Genomic DNA, 17,307 nt, shown 5'->3' on the forward strand with positions numbered 1-17,307 from the left:
TCAAAGAAGAACCCGAAATGGAACGTCCTAAGTCGCCGCAAGTGTCCCTTGGTATGCCGGTCTACAACGGCGAGAATTTCGTCGCCGAAGCGATCCGGTCGATCCTCGAGCAGGACTTCGGTGATTTCGAACTCGTCATCACCGACAACGCTTCGACGGATAGAACAGCCGATATATGTCTGGAATTCGCGAGGCTGGACAAGCGCGTCCGTTATGTCCGAAACGCGCGCAATTTGGGCGCCGGTGCCAATTTCAATCGAGCTTTCCAGCTGAGCACAGGCGAATATTTCAAATGGTGCGCGCACGATGACCTCTTGAGCGGTGGTTTCTTGACAGACTGCGTGCGTGCGCTTGACGCGAATGCCCGCCACGTTATTGCCTACCCGCGCCTGCTGGGAATCGACGAGACAGGGCAGCTCACTTCCTATGTCGAAAGGGTGCTGCCGGACATGGAAGGACCGTGGCCCGCATCCCGCTTCCGGTTGATGGTTGCTGCGCACGGTTGGGATGCTGCGATGTTCGGCCTTTGGCGTCGGGAATCCTTAGCCAAGACGACATTGCACGAGCCCTACTACGGCTCCGATTGTGCGCTTCTGGCCGAGATGGCTCTTCTCGGGACGTTTGTTCATGCGCCCAACGCGATACTGTACAGCCGTGACCATCCGACGCGCTCGGTGCGGTTGCCAAGCTCCGAGCGATTGGCTTGGCAAAATCCTGGTGACTCCGCGGCGAATGCCTTTGAATTGTCGAGGCGGCTAAAACACCTCGTCGCAATTGCCTATCGGCACAGGCGCACAGCACCGTTGGGCATGACACTGCTTCATCTGGTTGCGTGGATCTTGGATCCGCTGCTTATCGCAAGATTGTTCCTGGAGCTTGTAGGCGCCATATCTCCGCAGCTTCGTACCAAGCTCCGCGGCGCCGGCCTGGGAGCGCTGAAACGCATTCATGCCGTGTCAAACCGATCGCCTGGCTAGAAACGAGTGATCTGGTGCGACGCCCGTCGGGAGGCTTTGTATGAACCTTCGCCAAGTCACGCCCGCGGCCTCAACAGTGTCAGCCTTCCGAAAATTGCCGGAGGGCTCGGGCAAGAGAAATCTGGTGATCGTCCGGGCGGGGCGTAGCTCTTTGCATGCCGGCTGGACTGAGGGGGCGGGCGACGCCGACTTCGATCTTCTCGTCGCCGCCTACGAGGCTGGCGTCTCCCATGGACAGGACGAGTTCAGCGTATTTCTCCCGGGGCGCAAGATCGCCGGCTATCATGCCTTGTTTCAATGCTACCCTGAAATTGTGATGCGATATGATCTCATTGCACTGATCGACGATGACATCGAGACGACGAAGCTGGACTTGAATCGTCTGTTCGCCATAGGCCGCCGCTATAAACTTGATCTGTTTCAGCCAGCACTGTCTTGGGACAGCTATTTCTCCTACGCAGCGACGCTTGTCATCGGCAAGCGATATTTATTGCGATATACCAACACGGTCGAGATGATGTGCCCGGTGTTCAGCGCCAGGTGCCTGCAAACGGCATTGAAATTGTTCGGGCTCGGCTACGAGACGGGAATAGACCTTCTTTGGACCCGCCTGACTGACATGCCTTGGTTGCGGTACGCCATCGTTGACGATGTCGTTGTGAGACACACGCGGCCCGTCGGGACAACAAAGTCGCTTCAAGGTTTCGCCGCCAACGAGCGTTATGACGTGCAGGTTGATGCTGTGCTGAAGAGGTTCGGCGCTGCGTTTCGCGGGTTCGTAACCTATGCAGCGGTGGACCGGCGCGGGCAGCTCATCCGGTCTCGCTTTCTGATCGGCCTTAACTCGCTGTCCCTTTGGCGGGCGCTGCCCAAGACGCCACTTAGATGGCCGCAGTTTATGCGCCGCTCGACCGACTATACGCGACACTGCTGGCTGAGGCCGGTCAACCTGCAACGGATCGACGTCGAAGGAGTGGTTAAGTCAGGCCGTCAGCCGCAAAGTCTGGGTCGCCGGCTCAGGCAACGATGATATCGGGCGCGAGACCAAGCTTGTGTGCCGCCTGGGCAACTTCGTCTCGATAGAGCGGTCATCACGATGATTGACCGCACGGTCGGCCGCGTAGGCTCTCCGGCCCAACCACAGCTGTGCCTGTGCCTGGAGCAAAGCGCTCTTGCTTGTGCGGGTTGACGTCGACCAGAGCGCTTATCCGCGCGCCCTCGGGAACGACGTTGACGAAAGTGATACCGTTTGATCCCGCACCCCAGGCAAGGTAATGGGTAATCGCGCCACCAGGCGACTTTGTCGCGATAGTTTTGGTCGAAGCGGCGGACCAACGTATCAATCCTTCCAGTCTTGAAAGACCAGCGGTCATCCCGGTTTCGGGAGGCTTGCTTCGATGAAGAGGTACTGGTCACGGTCGCGTCCCCACAGGTGGTGTAGCTCGGCGGTAGCGACGCCGCTCGCGAGCGCGCCCTCGATAGCGCTGTTGCGATCGAGCGGCTTTGCGGTGGTCATCGACAGAACTTGCGCGCGCTCGAGGAGAAGACTCCGGATTCCGATCTCTTGCGCGAGATGATTGGCTTTGCCGCCGAGAGGTTGGGGGCGCCACCGGCGCCGGCTGGAAGGGCTCCTATTTCCCCGGGTTCTTCTACAGGTCGCGCCCGACACCAAACTAGCCGCGAAGCCTGAGGAACAAGTCTCGCGCATTGAACAGGTCAGAGCGCACCAGCACGAAGAGAGCCGTACAATAGACAGCGGCTCCAAGGACAATTGCGCTAATAAGAAGCGTCTCCTGTGAGGCGTGCTCAGGCGCGCTGCTTAGCCACGCGCTGACGGCGCCGAACATCAGGAGGGCGGCGAGAGCCAGTCGTGGGAAGATCTCAAGGGGTCTCAGCACGTCGATACGCGCGATGCGCTGAGCGTAGAAGAGGAAGATTGGTAGGAGGACCAGGCCGCAGGCTACGAGCGCCACCATTGTCATCTCGAGGCTGATCTGCGCAGTGACGGACAACAGCATCGTTGCGACAACAGAGTAGGCTATGTTCAACTTCAGGATCAACCTGGAGTGACCCATTGCAAGGATCGTAAACGCGCAGAGGCTGTCAATCGTGCGTTGCAGGCCCAGCAGCATGAGAATCTGGACAGCGACGACCCCGCTGGCCCATTGGGGGCCGAAGATAAAGGGAACCGCGATCGGTGCGATCGCGGCAAATCCGATGAATGCAGGAAACCCCGCTATCCCGGCGATGCGGACGGTCGTGTTGAAGAAGCGGTCGATCTTTTCGGGTTGATCTTGAATCCGTGCCACGGTGGGCATAGTGACAGCCATCAGCGGACTGAGGAATACTTGCACCAGAAGGTCGAGCGGACGACGGGCGAGAGCATAGACTCCGACCGCGTGGGGGCCGAGGAACGTACCGAGTAGGACCTTTGGAATTTCCTCATTCAAAAAACTCCAAAAAGTCTGGACGATAAGCGGGCCACCAAATCCTAATAGGTCACGAACCTTTGCATAGGAGAAGGTCAGACGGGGTCGCCAAGAACTGCCAACGAGCAGGACAGCGGTTTCCACAGTCGCTTTTGCAAGGTGCATCCAAATCATGCTCCATACGCCGAAACCGCCTATTGCCAAGACGATGCCGAGTGTGCCGCCGACGACGGTGCCGGCAAGCGTACGCAACGCGAACAAGCGGAACTCGAGTTGGCGCTTCAACACAGCCGCAGGTACCGACGAGAGGGCCTGGATTACGACGACCACGCTGCTCCAGCGGATGAGATCTTCGAGAATGGGCTGTCCGAACGCTGCAGCAATCAAACCGGCAGACATCCAGATGAGCCCGCTAATCACCGCGCCGCTCGCGGCGAGAAGCCAGAAGGCCGAGTCAAAGTGTAAGGACTCAATTTTAGGATGCTGAATGAGTGCCTCCGGTATTCCGGTCGTGACCGGAACAGCAAGAATGACGGGTACAACCATGGAGAGGGCGGCGAGGCCGAATGCTTCAGGTCCGAGGTGCCTGGCCAATACGACAAAAACGGCAAACATGGCTGCTTGCCGCCCCCATGTTTCGACTGCTGTCCAAGCTGCGCCGGTGACAATCTTCGCGCCGATCGATGTCATCGCATGTCTCTTTGCCCGTTGGAGGACGGAACTGCGACTTTCGATCGCGCAGTCAAGGCTTTCCGTCGTCGTCTCACAGCTGCGCCGCTAGCGATCTGGCCTGGTCTACGTGAATAAAAAGGAGAGCCGTCGATCTCTCTCCGGCTACCGTTTATCGAGCTGGAACCTCGCGAACGCAGAGTTGTCGCGGGACACAGATGGCGTTTCGCATGCTTGCTCGTCATTCTATTCCACCACCCCACAAGCACGCATGGCTGAGGATGCTGTGGTTGGCGAGGAAGGATGGCTGCTTCCAGTTCTTATTGGTCATAGGCAGCTCCTCTGGAAATCCTCTTTGTAGCGCAATCAAATTAGGCGGTTATCGCTGCGGGCGCGTCGCTGGGATTCGAATTCGTTCGAGTGCATCTTGCCAAACCTTACGCCGGAGCGTGGGAACGTAAACGTCCCCAAACGACGTATGTCTTACGCCCCTCCGGGCAGTTTGGTGCAGCCCGATTACCGAGGGACCATCCCGCGTCCCACACGCCCATCCGCACAGGCGATCAAGAAGCGGGGGCTACCTCTTTCCGCGCTGGCTGATATTCAAGGGCAAACGAGGTGCCCGCGGCAATCAAAGTGAGAGCGCTCTCTGCCAGATTGTCGGGCTATAACGAGACGAGAAAGTCCGATGACCCTTGGTGGAATGGCCGTGTTGATCCCGACCGGCACGGTCATTGGAGTATCCCCTGCCAATCCCGTTCTGCGCTTCGTGCCGCCGCGGTTGAATTGAACTTTTATGCAACCACAATCTCCGGTGTGAAGCCGAGCTCCGCTACGAGACTGGTGATCTCCTCGCGGTAGAGCGGGTTCATGACGATGATTGATTCGACTGGCTGGCCGCGCAACGCCTCCGGAGCAAGGACCGGAGTGGCGGTTCCTGGGGCAAAGCGACCTTGCTTGTGCGGATTCACGTCGATGATCGCGCGGATCCGATCGGCGCCTGGCACCACGTTGACGAATGTAATGCCCTTCGATCCCCCTCCCCAGACGACGGTCTGCTGGGGATTGCGCCTCGCGATGTAACCACCCAATCGCTCGATCTTGTCGCGATAGGCGCGCTCGAAATCGCGGACGAGCATCTCGATCTCGCGGCTGTCAACGGAAGTAGTGTACTTGGGGGCAGCCGGCCGCGCCTCAATGTAAAGATATTGCTCGCCGAAAGACGTCCCTGCATCCAGCACTCGAAAGCCAGCTGTCTCGAACGCCGCGTTCAGCGAAGCGGGCGTGAAATAGGAGGCGTGCTCATAAATGAGGTCCCAGATTCCCATATCTCGGAGCGTGTAAAGGACATTCGGGACTTCAAAGAAGAACACCGTCTCCGGTCCGATGCCCGGATGGGCGCGAAGGGCGCGCAGGAATTTCACCGGCTCGGCGATATGTTCGAGAACCTGGCGGCATACCACCAGGTCCGGACGCAAATCCGCGTAGGAATCGCCGAACCAGTCGTTGATAAATCGTACGCCAGGGACCACCTCCCCCCGATTGTCCTCGAAGCTCTTGTCGAAACCGATTCCCTGCGCACCGCTGATCAAGCTGAGCCGCTTCAGGAAATCCCCCTTGCCGCATCCAATATCGACGATCGTCTTCCCGGAGAGCGCGTAGGTCCTGCTCAGGCGCTCGGCCAGTGTTTCAACAAACGCCACGAAACGGGGGGAGAAATGAAGCGAATTCTCGTAGCTTTGCGTATAACCAATGCGATTTTCCTCGAATGAGGCATTGAAGACGTGCGTGCAGCCGAGGCAGAAGGTAGTCGCAAATCTGCCGGTCTGTGCCGCGCGCGCCGATGCCGCGTCCGCACAAAGCGCGTTGCAGAGCAGGGGCAACGCTTCGAATAGCACCGAATTGAGCAGATTTCGCTGACCGCAGACCAAGCAATCGGTTCGAATGGAACCCGCCGACTGCGTCGGTCCGTCGGCTTTCAGGCAAGCCATTTGCGCGCGGTCCGCCTGTTTTGTCATATGATTCTCGGCGTTGGGACGGGGAGGATGAATTTTCCGCCGCGTGCACGATACTCGGCCTGTTGATCGAGAATTTCGTCTACGAAATTCCAAGCAAGGAGAAGGACGTAATCGGGTTGCACCTCGAGAAGCGCTTCAGTCGAGCGGATCGGCAGGCGCTGTCCGGGCATATATTTGTTGTGTTTATGGACGTTGCGATCCACGACGAAGTCCACGAGGTCGCACCCGATGCCGACGGTGTTAATCAGCGTTGCTCCCTTGGCTGCCGCTCCATATGCGGCAATCGTGGCACCCTGCGACTTTAACCGGCGCAAGAGCGTGGAAAGGTCGCGCTTCAGCGCGTCGACCTTGGTGGAGAAATCGCGGAAATAGCCGATTGCATCGATCCCGCGCGAGGCCTCATGGGCAAGTTGTTCCTTTACTGTCGCACCCACGTTCTCGCGCGTTTCCACGTAAAGGCGCAGCGAACCGCCGTGGATTGAAAGGTGCTTGACCTCGTTGAGGTAAAGCCCGTGACGGCGAAACAGCTTGTCCAGTGCAGTAACTGAAAAATAGCAAAGATGCTCGTGATAGATCGTGTCGAACTCACAATGTTCGATCAAAGGTTCGACATAGGGTGCCTCGATAACCGCCACACCGTCATCCTTGAGAAGTCGGGCAATTCCTGCCACAAATCCGTTGGTGTCGGCCACGTGGGCGAGCACGTTATTGGCATGGACAATGTCCGCGCGCATGCCTTGCGCGCGCAGCGTTTCAGCGAGATCGCGGGTGAAGAACGCACAGCGCGTGGGCACGCCGACCCTCTCGGCAGCGGCGGCAGGTCCGTCGGCGGGATCAATTCCGAGCACCCGGATTCCCGCTTCGACGTAGTTCTTCAGCAGATAACCATCATTGCTGGCCAATTCGATGACAAGGCTCTCCGGGCCAAGACCGCGGCGGTTGATCAGATCAAGCGCATTCGCACGCGAATGCTTCAAGAGAGCAGGGGAGAAAGAAGAATAATATGGATAAGAATCGGCAAAAAGGATTATCGGATTCACCGTCTCGGTGATCTGGACGAGGCTGCAGTCTTTGCAGAACGCGACGCGCAGCGGAAAAATGGGCTCCGGTTCGCTGATGTCGCTGCTGGTGAGAAGGCGATCGGCCAGTGGCGTTTTACCGAACTCGAGAAACGTCTCAATGCCACTTCCACCGCAAGATCGGCAGGCCCGCTCGGTCACCGACTTCGCATCTAGGCACATCATGTCCATATCGTCCCCCTTAGCCCTGCTCAGTCTGCTTTGGCCAGAACGGGAACGAGACCAGGTGCTCGTCCAGTTCGCAATCGCGGATCAGCTTTTTCACGTGGGCGATGCGCTTGAAGCGCTCCCCTCGAACTCTTCAAGCAAGAGACCAACAGTGCCGAATGCCTCGTGGAGCTGCGCGACGCCGCGTCGGCCGTCCATTGCGGCTTGAACGCGTGCAGGCTCTCGGTTTCCTCGGCCAGCCGTGTCCCAAATCCTCCCCCGAGGGTACCCACTTTCATAAAAGTCTTCCCCACCAACAGACACAGGCCTCGAACGCCAGTGAGTTCTGTTACCATGGGCGATCGGCGTTCAACAATGCGAGCGAACGGATGATGGAAGCGCACCAATGGGGATTAGGCGGACCTTCAGCACCATGCTTGCTAGTCAATTGCGACTGCGACTTAGGCCGTTTGAGGTAGGCGACTGGTCAGCGTCGGCTGTCGTTGTTGTGCCGCATCCGGATGATGAGATGCTGGGTTGCGGTGGCGTTGCGGCCAAAAAGATTGCCTCGGGTGCCCAGGTCCGTTTTGTTTTTTGTCACCGATGGCGCCGTCTCCTCACCGCGACCTTAGGCATCCTGAAACCTTGCGGACACGCGAGGCCGGAGCCATAGAAGCAGTGCATCGTCTGGGCGCATCCGAAAGTGTTACATTCTTACGCCTTCCAGGCGGGGCGGCCAATCATCACGTTCATGAGATAACAAATGCGGTCGTGTCGATGCTCAAATCATGGCGGCCGCGGAGCGTTTTCGTGAACTATGCAAAGGATCCGACTTCCGATCATGTCGCCGTCAATGCAGTAGTTCGCGCGGCGCTTCGTGCTTATGGTCGCCCTGTTGCGGTATTAGAGTATCCAGTCTGGATTGGTACCATTGCGTCGTCCACGCTCAATAGCCTCGCCTATCTTGGCGACGTTATCGGCATATGCGGGAAGCGCTGGCGGCGCATGCGCGCAGATGCAGCGCCTGGAGAACCAAGATGAATGGCGGACGCTGTCGGACTTGTCAGGGGGAGATTTCGTCGGGCGGTCGCTGGCCGACTACGAAATGTTCACACGCTGCGAAATCAACATTTAGCATGTTCGGCCGCCTGATCGCGGTCCTGGTGATCGGGTACACCCTCGCAAGTTGCGAGGCCGCTCGGGGACAGGGGCCTCCCGAAGAAATTCTACAGTCGGGTCTTGTTTTTGAACGCAAAGAGATTGCCCCCTATTCAGGAGACGTAAAGCTTGTTGGCGATATAGACGGCGACAGTCGACTAGATTTCGTCCTTGGCGGCTTCCCCGAGGATGCGATGTCTTGGTGGCGGTGGCCCGATCTGGTTCACACCGTAATCGCGAGGCCTCGCGTCGAGTTCACCACCGACGGAGTGCTTGCCGACATCGACGGGGACGGTGATCCCGACATCGTCACGGCCGATGGGCCCGATGCTGTCAATCTCGTCTGGTTCGAGAACCCGCGGCCGAATGGTAACCCGACCCACGGTCCCAGCTGGAATCGTCGGGAAATCGGTGCAGTCGGCAGCTGGGGCAAAGACATCAAGGCGGCTGATTTCGACGGGGACGGCCTCGTTGATATCGTCGTTCGGGCGCCTGGCGAAGTGATGATTTTCTTCCAAGAAAGCCCCAACTCCTGGGCCCGCGTTGGCTTTTTCTTCAACCTTGGCGAAGAGGGAATGGCAATTGGTGATATTGACGGCGATGCTGATGTCGATCTCGTCCTGCACGGAGTATGGGCGTCGAATCCGGGCGCAGCGGCAGCACGCGATGCAGCACTATGGCGCAGCTATGAGCTTGGTCCGTTCAATCCTGCATTCAAGGCGCTCGTCACCGACCTTGACCAGGACGGCCGCGCCGACATTCTGACTTCAAGTTCCGAGCACACTGACGACGTCGCCTGGTTCCAGCCCCTCGCCGGACCGACGGGCCGCTGGATCCGCCATGTCATTCAGCCTTCTGTCGCGGGCGCCCATACGCTGCAGGCCGCCGACATGGACGGAGACGGGGACAACGATGTCGTTGTCGGGCAGATGCATACGACCGAGGAGCGCAAGCTCGCGATTCATTACAATGTCGACGGGCGAGGAACGCGCTGGGCCCGTCAAGTGATCGACGATGTGGGTCTCCACAACGGCGTCGTCGCCGATGTCGACAGGGACGGCGATTTTGACATCTATGGGGCGAACTGGGTGGGCAACCCGCCAGTCAGAGTGTGGATCAATCGGCTGGATCCGCCTGCATCGGTCCGCCTCGATCGCTGGACCTATCATCGTATCACGAACGGGCACGTCCGCTCCTTTGGGGTCGCTTTTTCCGCCATGGATGGTGATGATCTCACTGACATCATCTCGGGTCCGTTCTGGTACCGTCAACCGTCCGAAGCCTGGAACACAGAATGGGAACGGACACCGCTTCCCGAGGGTGTGGACGCGGTCGCAGCCCTGGATCTCGATGGTGACGGGCGCGGGGAGGTCATAGCACAGCGCGGCGAAGGCAGGGCTCTGCACCTGGTGTGGCTCCATGCCAAGGACATTGAAGCGCACCGCTTTGAAGAGCACGAGATCGGAGAGGTTCCCGCCGCCAGTCATGAGCTCGGCTCTCAGGGCCATGCCCTAGCCCAGGTCGTAAAAGGTGGGAAGCCAGAGCTGGCGGTCTCGAGTGGGGGTGGGGTTTTCTATTTTAAGATTCCTGACGATCCAACAGTCGAGCCATGGCCGCGCACCCGCATCTGCGCCGAAGCGTCTGATGAAGGGATCGCATTCGCCGATATCGATGGCGACGGTCTACTTGACCTTGTCGCCACGACCGGCGATGCAAAGACGGCCGCATGGTGGCGCAATCCAGGTGACGGCTCGCCAGACTGGGAGCTTCGGCATGTTGGAAAAGTTCCTGAAATGGTCTATCCCGACCGCGTCGCGGCCGCCGATCTTGATGGCGATGGACGTGCGGACATCGTCGTGACCGAGGAAAATGGCAATGCCGACAGCGCTAAGGCGTATTGGTGGCAAAACCCCGGCGACAGCTCCTCCGACTGGGAGCAACACGAAATCACCTCGCGCGGTTCCCTTAATAGCCTTTCAGTGTCCGATATGACTGGGGACGGCAGGGCGGATCTTATCATGGGCGAGCATCGCGGCGCACTTCGCCTCTCGAGCTGGCATAATCTGGGTGGGGGACGGTTCATCGAGCAGCTGGTCGGCGAAGGGATGGAAAGCCATCTCGGAGCAAGGACGGTCGACCTCGACGGTGACGGGGATCTCGACATTGTGTCGATCGCATGGGACGCATTCGAACCGATCCATGTCTGGCGGAATGACGCGGTCGGCAAGGATGCTGATGGCGACCAAAAGGCCCGCTGACGGTGGGAGCATCGGCCGGCGCAGCATGAACCGTAGCGAGCTCGGCCGGCTCCACCTGTTTACACGGCTGCGCCGGCGCTCATGCCTCGACGCTCAAGTCCGGGAAAATTGCGCTGCGCTGAATGAATTCATTCGCTCGGCGTGTTAAACTATTCGACGTTGTCGCTAGCAGGTTGACCAAGCCAGTGCGCAAGTCGGGACGCTCATGCCTTTACGACGTTGTCGGTGCGTGACTGACTGCGCGCACAAGCATTTCTGGTATCGAGCACCAGCTTTGCGTGCTTGGTGATGTTGTGCCAATCAATCGCATCATGATCTGTCGAGATGACAACGGCATCATACGATGCCAAACTGCTAGCGCAGATGTCCACAGAGGGGCGACCTGCCAGGTTGGCGTACTCTCTTGTTCCGGGTATCTCCGGTACGTAGGGGTCGTGGTAATCAACGACTGCCCCGCGTCGCTCCATGATGTCGATCAGCTTCAACGATGGGCTTTCTCGTGTGTCACCCACGTTTTTCTTGTAGGACATCCCGATCACCAAGATCCGCGAACCGCTCAGGCCGCGGCTCGCTCGCCGGTCCAAGGCCTCCACAAGGCGGTCAACCACATAATGCGGCATGTTCGTGTTGATTTCACCGGCAAGCTCAATGAAGCGTGTTGTTACTTCGTACTCTCTTGCCTTCCAGGTCAGGTAGAATGGGTCGATCGGGATGCAGTGCCCGCCGAGGCCGGGGCCTGGATAAAACGCCATATATCCGAACGGCTTGGTCTTGGCGGCTTCGATGACCTCCCAGACGTCGATGCCCATCCTGTCAAAAATCACCTTTAGCTCATTGACCAACGCAATGTTCACAGAGCGGAATATGTTCTCGGTCAGCTTCACAGCCTCTGCCGTTGCGGTGGAGGCAACGGGAACGGTTTGCACGATGATCTGATCATACAGTTCCTTTGCAACTTGTAGGGACGATGGATCGTCGGCGCCTATCACCTTTGCAACTGTGGCGGTGGTGTGTACGTCGTTGCCTGGGTCCACCCGTTCGGGCGAATAGGCGAGGAAAAAGTCCTTTCCCAGAGAAAGATTCGTCGCCTCGAGCAACGGCTGCACGACCTCCCGCGTCGTTCCTGGCCAGGTCGTCGACTCCAGAACGACAAGTTGACCAGGGCGCAGCCGCTCCGCGATCGCACGTGCGCTGTTTTCGACGAACGACAGGTTCGGCTCCCGGTTTTTGGTAAGCGGCGTTGGCACCGCTATCAAGATCGCGTCAGGTTCGCTTAGGTCGGCGAAATCGCTGGTGGCGCGAAACCGCTTGCTGTCGACAGCCACTTTGATGGCAGCACCAGGCAAATGATCTATGCCTGTTTCTCCGCGGTTAAGAAGTGCAACCCGAGACGCGTCGATGTCGAAACCGATGACTTTGAACCCCGCGTCCAGCGAGATCATGGCGAGCGGCAGGCCAACGTAGCCAAGGCCCATGATGCCAATGGTATAGTCCCGCGTTCGGATGCGGTTAACCAGTTCCTGAAGATCTGGAGCAGTTTGCATGAGATGCTGGCAACTTTCGCTTCAATGTCGACAATAAAGGATCGCCTCAATTACCGCGGGGAAGCAGTTCACAGCAATCAGCAAAATGTATGTGCTTAGCCAGCCCCAGAGCTGAAAATAGCATGGATTGCACCATTGGGAGAACAGCCGAAATGCTTACCCCAAGCCACGTTGTCAAATAAACCTGGCGCTGCCACATTTAACTTTCAAGCGACGTCCTAAAGGATCTAGGGGCCACCTTCGCTCGCGAGATCGAAGATGTCGCGTTTGGCGAAGGGACGCACACTGCGTCAGACGATTAAACTGTTCGGTTGAGGTGGGGAATATGATGCAATCGATCCTGGTAACTGGTGGAGCGGGCAATATCGGCAGCGCCCTCACTCGCGCGTTGGTCAAGCTACCTCAGACCCAGGTGGTCGTCGCTGACAACCTGTCGACCGGAAGTCGAGACAAGGTACAAATAGACGCGGGCAATCTGACCGTAGTAAAGGCGGATGCGAACGATTTCGACGACATCTCGTCGTTGTTCTACCGTTTCCATTTCACCCACGTCTTCCACTTCGCAGCCGTGGTCGGTGTGCAGCGGACTTTGGCAAATCCGTTGCTCGTGCTGCGCGACATCACCGGTATCGAGAACGTGCTGAGGCTATGCAAGAACACCGGCGCCGAGCGTGTCTACTTCGCTTCGTCATCGGAGGTATATGGCGAGCCTTTCGAGATTCCTCAAAACGAGAGCACCACGCCGCTTAACTCTCGTCTGCCATATGCAGTGGTGAAGAATCTTGGAGAGGTCTATCTGCGCACTTTTCAGCGTGAGTTTGGACTGCCATTTACCATTTTTCGCTTCTTCAACACCTACGGACCACGTCAGAGCGAGGATTTCGTTCTGCCGCGATTTGTGCGTGCCGCCCAGCGCGGCGAGCCCCTGACGATTTACGGGGACGGTTCGCAGACCCGCACCTTCTGCTATGTCGACGACACGGTTGACGCTTGCATCGCGGTTCATCGAACGCGCGCGCACGAGAACGAAGTGATCAACGTGGGCAGCGACGTGGAAATGAGCATTCGACAGCTGGCCGAGTTTGTCATCGAAGTGCTGGGCTCGTCATCGAAGTTGGAATTCCGACCGCCCCTTGCGGAGGGCGACATGACGCGCCGCTGTCCTGACACGAACAAGATGAAGGCTATATTGAACCGTCCCCTGGTGCCGCTCGAAGAGGGCATTCGCCGCCTCGCCGACCACCTCTCCCGACCCGAAGACCGCCCTGCACTTAGAAGAGTCGCCTGAACGAGCTGACGGTGGGGAGTGACATGAAGCTCGTATACGTCGGTCAGCCGTACGATAGACTTTTTCCGCCTGTTCAAAACTCAATCGGTCTGATCGTCTACAATACGGCGCTGCGGCTCGGCGAAGGCCTGCAGATTACGCTCTATGGCAAGCATTATCGAGACGATACGGTGCCCGCGGACCTGCCGTTCGCGGTGCGGCGGGCTGCGGCGCGGCGCGACCGCGCGCTGCAGCGGATCATCCACCAGTTTCCGCGCCTGGCGCGCTGGCTGCGGCTGGATCGGAAGGCCGATGACCACTCGCAATATCGTAACAAGGTTCGTCGCTACCTCGCCGTCGATCAACCAGATATCGTCCATTTGATGAATTACTGGGCATGGTGCCGCGAACTGAAAGCAGCCAGCTCATCTCATCGGCTCGTGCTTGAGATGCAGTGTGAGTGGCTGTCACAGCGTGACCGCGATCAGGTGGCCCGTCAGCTCAAGGTGGTGGATGCTGTGGTCGCCGTCAGCGACCACATCGCAAGCACCTTTCGTTCTGCATTCCCGGACTATCCTGGCGTCGTTGCCACTGTCGGTAATGGCGTGGACGTTTCTTACTTTCGGCCGAGCGAGCAGCGGGCTTCCGCATCCACCAGAACCCGACATGTCATCCTGTTCGTTGGGCGGGTGTCGCCAGAGAAGGGGCTACACACACTGATCGAGGCCTTCAGTGAGGTTGCGACCAGGTTCGCGGACGTGGAACTTCGGATCGCAGGGCCGCATTCTCCGCTCCCGGCGGACTTCCTGACCAGCCTCTCGTCGGATCCGCGGGTTACCGCGTTGAGCCGTTTCTACGATCGCTGGGGCAATTGCAAATATCGGGAACACTTAGAAGAACTTATCGAGAGCCACGGGTTACGTGATCGAGTTCACTTCGTGGGCAACGTGCCCCACAAGGACCTCGTAGCGACGTACCATGAGGCCAACATTGTGGTGAATCCGTCACTCAGCGAGAGCTTCGGAATATCGGTCGTGGAGGGCATGGCCTGCGGGATACCGGTGGTTGGAACGCGCGTGGGCGGGATGTGTGAATCCATTCTAGCTGGCAGCACCGGGATGCTGGTCGAAGTCGATGCTCCTGGCGAACTCGCCCAGGCATTGATCACGATGCTGGAGGATACCGTCCGGGCAAGCGAAATGGGAAACGAGGGGCGCAAGCGTGCCGTCGAGCTGTATTCGTGGGAGGCGCGCGCAGAACGGCTCAAGTCCGTCTATCAGAAACTGCGCCCAGGCACGCTGGTCCATGTTTCCACAAAGATCGTGAGCCATTGAGCCTTAGCGGTGGGCGGCGATCGCCAAGTGCCTCGCAGCTTGTAGGCCGATGTGATGCTCATGCGGCGACCCTCAGTGTAGCGCTCAACCCAGTGAGCGTATCGGTCTACGGCCAACCATGTCGGATTGAAATAGGCCCGTCAGGCCCCGCCGTTCTCTTCCGTAACGGGCGTCAGGGGCACCCAGCCCAAAGGGCGGAGAGAGGCCGAGTGAACCTGGCTGTAACGCTCCGCAATCTGTTCTCCAAATCGCAACGCATTGCTGGTGGCGAGGCGGGTGGCCTCAGGATCGTAACGAGAGGCGGCGACCCAGATTTTGCGCGGGGCGCCTACGAGCCGCCGGTCCAGCAGCTACTTGCATCGAACCTGAACGCAGGTGACGTTGTCTACGACATCGATTGCGGCGCGCCCGCGTGGGGGGCGGCAGGGCGCGCCTACGCATCTGAACCGGTGCGCAAAGCGCTGCCGCGATTGAGCAGAGCGCTCGGCCCAACAGGTCGACACCATCTGCGTGTTCGCCGAAGCGGTCGGTCCTAAGTGCGCACCGCCCACAGGTGATCTATGAACTCGACGACGCCAGGCGCGAGGGGCTTCAGCTGAAGGTCCCGGGCGATCGCGTCGTTTATGGCATCGATGGACTATGAGTAACCATTCTGCCCGCCTCCTACGCCAATGGGAACCGGCACGTCGAGCATGTGATGGCGGTCCGGCGAGCGAAACCGCGTCTATCCGACGGGCGGAGCCGTCGCCTTCGACCGAGGTCGTCTTCAAACATGGGCACCGGCCCAACGACAGCCGAACTATGCAGTGCGGAGGATCGGCAGCCGCATATGGATCGCGCGTTTCTCAACAAGATGCCAGCTGAGAAAGCCCGCGCAGACTGCTATAGGCAAGGTCAAGATCGTTAGCTGCGTAGGCGTGATTGCCGGAACGTACATGATCAGTAGCTTCTGAATCGGCCATGCGTAGAGATACACGCCGTACGATATATCATTCCTTCGGTTAATCGAATTTAAGACGCTGTTCTCGTTTAGAAACGCCAAATACAGGACCAGATAACCTCCAAACACGCCCACTGCGAGGGGCGCTAGCCGTTCCGAGCACATCCCGCCTATGAGAAGGAAACAGCACAAAAGCGCTACCCGATTGCTCCTCCTCACATTCTCCTTGAGCAGCTGAAACAACGCCCCAATGGAAAATATCATCGTAAAACGTACGGCATCGTCCACGTTACCGATGGGCTCAAAGTTTCCAAGGTCGTAGCGAAAGTAAACACCCTGCGAAATGGAACTAACGAGGATTATGGCCAGTGACATTGACATGATCGAAAAGACAAGCGTAACGCGACCGAGACAGAATACCACAATTGCCACAAGCACATAACAGCGAAACTCGTATGCAATAGTCCATAGTGATCCATTAACATCTGGTGCATGGGACCCGGCAAACGCCGATCCTACCTGCGCCGGATTCAGCAAGAGCGCCATTTTGGAAAGCTTAGCCGCCCACTGGCTCGGAGATAGTTCATCAAAGTCACCGCCTCCCAGCCAGAATACCAGACTAATGCTGATCAAGTATGCCACAACAAATCCAGGAACTATACGAAGTACACGTCTGGACATGAAGGCGTAGATGCTGCTTCGCATCGCGCTGTCGAGCACGAGGAATCCACTAATGAAGAAAAATCCGTAAACAGCTACCTGGCCGGAGGTCAATGTACCGAAGATGTTCTTCAGCACCTCGCGATTCGAGTTCCCATCTATAAGTTCCGGCGAGTGGGATATAATAACAAGCGACGCAAAGAATAGCCGGAAGAAGCTCAGAGTGTTGGGCCTTCGTAAGTCGAAATCACTCATTTGATAGCCTTCGAGAAGTGATCTCTTGCGTCGGGCATTGCGATCTCAGCAAGGAGACCAGTTTTTGGGCAGAGCGCGTCAAAGTGAGCTTAGAGGCCGCCGATGGGCATTGTAAGTTCGTCCTTTGAGAGCCGAATTCATCCTTTCGAAGGTACGTGCCTCACGACCTAGTGGATTGATTCCAACGTTTGGAACCTGCGGTTTCGGGCGGCGATGATGTCATCGGGGTTGGCTTTCCAGATGAATGGTCGCGGGTTCTCGGCATTGTATTCGCAGATGAAGCGGTTAATGGCGGCCTGAAGATCGACAACGGAATGGAAGACGCCGTGCTTGAGCCTGCGCCGGGTGGGTCTGGCGAAGAAGCCCTCGACGGCGTTGAGCCAAGAGCAGGATGTTGGGGTGAAATGGACGCGGCGGCGCAGCATCTTCGCTGCCATCTGACGCAGACGACTGCAAGACTTCTTTCCGTTCCGACAAAGGATCAATTCGCAACACATGCTGGTGGCGAGGCGATGGCGTCGGGATCGTAACGCGACGCGGCGACCGGATTTTGCGCGACGCATCCAGAAAAC

Annotated in this window: 14 protein-coding genes and 1 pseudogene; 7 read left to right on the forward strand and 8 right to left on the reverse strand. The window is 58.1% G+C overall.

Going from position 1 to position 17,307, the window contains the following annotated elements; genetic code table 11:
* Window positions 1-17 precede the first annotated feature (17 nt).
* Both AC0L2K_RS03495 and AC0L2K_RS03500 read left to right on the forward strand, forming a co-directional pair.
* Window positions 18-977 carry a glycosyltransferase family 2 protein gene (locus tag AC0L2K_RS03495; protein WP_128245261.1) on the forward strand — a complete coding sequence of 320 codons (960 nt, stop codon included), beginning with the start codon at window positions 18-20 and terminating at the stop codon, window positions 975-977.
* Between the two features lie 40 nt (window positions 978-1,017).
* Window positions 1,018-2,007 (forward strand): hypothetical protein, encoded by a 990-nt coding sequence (locus AC0L2K_RS03500; RefSeq protein WP_287237082.1) that lies wholly within the window; start codon window positions 1,018-1,020, stop codon window positions 2,005-2,007.
* Window positions 2,008-2,068: 61 nt separating this feature from the next.
* On the opposite strand, the gene AC0L2K_RS03505 is transcribed toward AC0L2K_RS03500, so the two are convergent.
* From AC0L2K_RS03505 to AC0L2K_RS03525, 5 genes are all read right to left on the reverse strand, one after another.
* Window positions 2,069-2,350: a Rossmann-fold NAD(P)-binding domain-containing protein gene (locus AC0L2K_RS03505; RefSeq protein ID WP_473530617.1), complete on the reverse strand. Its 282-nt coding sequence runs from the start codon at window positions 2,348-2,350 to the stop codon at window positions 2,069-2,071.
* On the reverse strand, window positions 2,347-2,493 hold the full coding sequence (locus AC0L2K_RS03510) for a hypothetical protein (RefSeq protein WP_287061281.1): 147 nt from the start codon (window positions 2,491-2,493) through the stop codon (window positions 2,347-2,349). Before AC0L2K_RS03510 ends, AC0L2K_RS03505 begins: the two co-directional genes overlap by 4 nt.
* Before the next feature lie 157 nt (window positions 2,494-2,650).
* A complete protein-coding gene (locus tag AC0L2K_RS03515; RefSeq protein ID WP_128245263.1) occupies window positions 2,651-4,096 on the reverse strand; it encodes a lipopolysaccharide biosynthesis protein in 1,446 nt (481 codons plus the stop codon).
* A 773-nt stretch (window positions 4,097-4,869) separates the two neighbouring features.
* Window positions 4,870-6,093, reverse strand: a complete 1,224-nt coding sequence (locus AC0L2K_RS03520) for a class I SAM-dependent methyltransferase (RefSeq protein WP_473530618.1) — start codon at window positions 6,091-6,093, stop codon at window positions 4,870-4,872.
* Window positions 6,090-7,343, reverse strand: a complete 1,254-nt coding sequence (locus AC0L2K_RS03525) for a class I SAM-dependent methyltransferase (protein ID WP_287061278.1) — start codon at window positions 7,341-7,343, stop codon at window positions 6,090-6,092. Before AC0L2K_RS03525 ends, AC0L2K_RS03520 begins: the two co-directional genes overlap by 4 nt.
* A gap of 409 nt (window positions 7,344-7,752) precedes the next feature.
* Here AC0L2K_RS03525 and AC0L2K_RS03530 point away from each other — a divergent pair, with 409 nt between their 5' ends.
* Genes AC0L2K_RS03530 through AC0L2K_RS03540 form a run of 3 tightly spaced genes read left to right on the forward strand, consistent with a single transcriptional unit; the run spans window position 7,753 to window position 10,735 of the window.
* Complete coding sequence (locus tag AC0L2K_RS03530; RefSeq protein WP_353817072.1) at window positions 7,753-7,992, forward strand: PIG-L family deacetylase; 240 nt, start codon at window positions 7,753-7,755, stop codon at window positions 7,990-7,992.
* The gene (locus AC0L2K_RS03535) at window positions 7,923-8,360 is read left to right on the forward strand and encodes a PIG-L deacetylase family protein (protein WP_473530619.1); all 438 of its coding nucleotides are present in this window, start codon (window positions 7,923-7,925) and stop codon (window positions 8,358-8,360) included. Before AC0L2K_RS03530 ends, AC0L2K_RS03535 begins: the two co-directional genes overlap by 70 nt.
* Complete coding sequence (locus AC0L2K_RS03540) at window positions 8,357-10,735, forward strand: FG-GAP repeat domain-containing protein (protein WP_473530620.1); 2,379 nt, start codon at window positions 8,357-8,359, stop codon at window positions 10,733-10,735. Before AC0L2K_RS03535 ends, AC0L2K_RS03540 begins: the two co-directional genes overlap by 4 nt.
* Window positions 10,736-10,938: 203 nt before the next feature.
* Here AC0L2K_RS03540 and AC0L2K_RS03545 read toward each other — a convergent pair whose 3' ends face one another.
* A complete protein-coding gene (locus AC0L2K_RS03545) occupies window positions 10,939-12,279 on the reverse strand; it encodes a nucleotide sugar dehydrogenase (protein ID WP_287175395.1) in 1,341 nt (446 codons plus the stop codon).
* Between the two features lie 325 nt (window positions 12,280-12,604).
* Here AC0L2K_RS03545 and AC0L2K_RS03550 point away from each other — a divergent pair, with 325 nt between their 5' ends.
* Complete coding sequence (locus AC0L2K_RS03550) at window positions 12,605-13,567, forward strand: NAD-dependent epimerase/dehydratase family protein (protein ID WP_128245266.1); 963 nt, start codon at window positions 12,605-12,607, stop codon at window positions 13,565-13,567.
* Window positions 13,568-13,590: 23 nt separating this feature from the next.
* Window positions 13,591-14,880, forward strand: a complete 1,290-nt coding sequence (locus tag AC0L2K_RS03555) for a glycosyltransferase family 4 protein (protein WP_473530621.1) — start codon at window positions 13,591-13,593, stop codon at window positions 14,878-14,880.
* Between the two features lie 799 nt (window positions 14,881-15,679).
* Here AC0L2K_RS03555 and AC0L2K_RS03560 read toward each other — a convergent pair.
* Window positions 15,680-16,735, reverse strand: coding sequence for an acyltransferase family protein (locus tag AC0L2K_RS03560; RefSeq protein WP_473530622.1), 1,056 nt, complete (start codon window positions 16,733-16,735; stop codon window positions 15,680-15,682).
* A gap of 167 nt (window positions 16,736-16,902) precedes the next feature.
* Window positions 16,903-17,148, reverse strand: a pseudogene (locus AC0L2K_RS03565) (IS630 family transposase); the annotation flags it as partial.
* Window positions 17,149-17,307: the final 159 nt, after the last annotated feature.

Source organism: Mesorhizobium sp. WSM4817, from assembly GCF_055811135.1.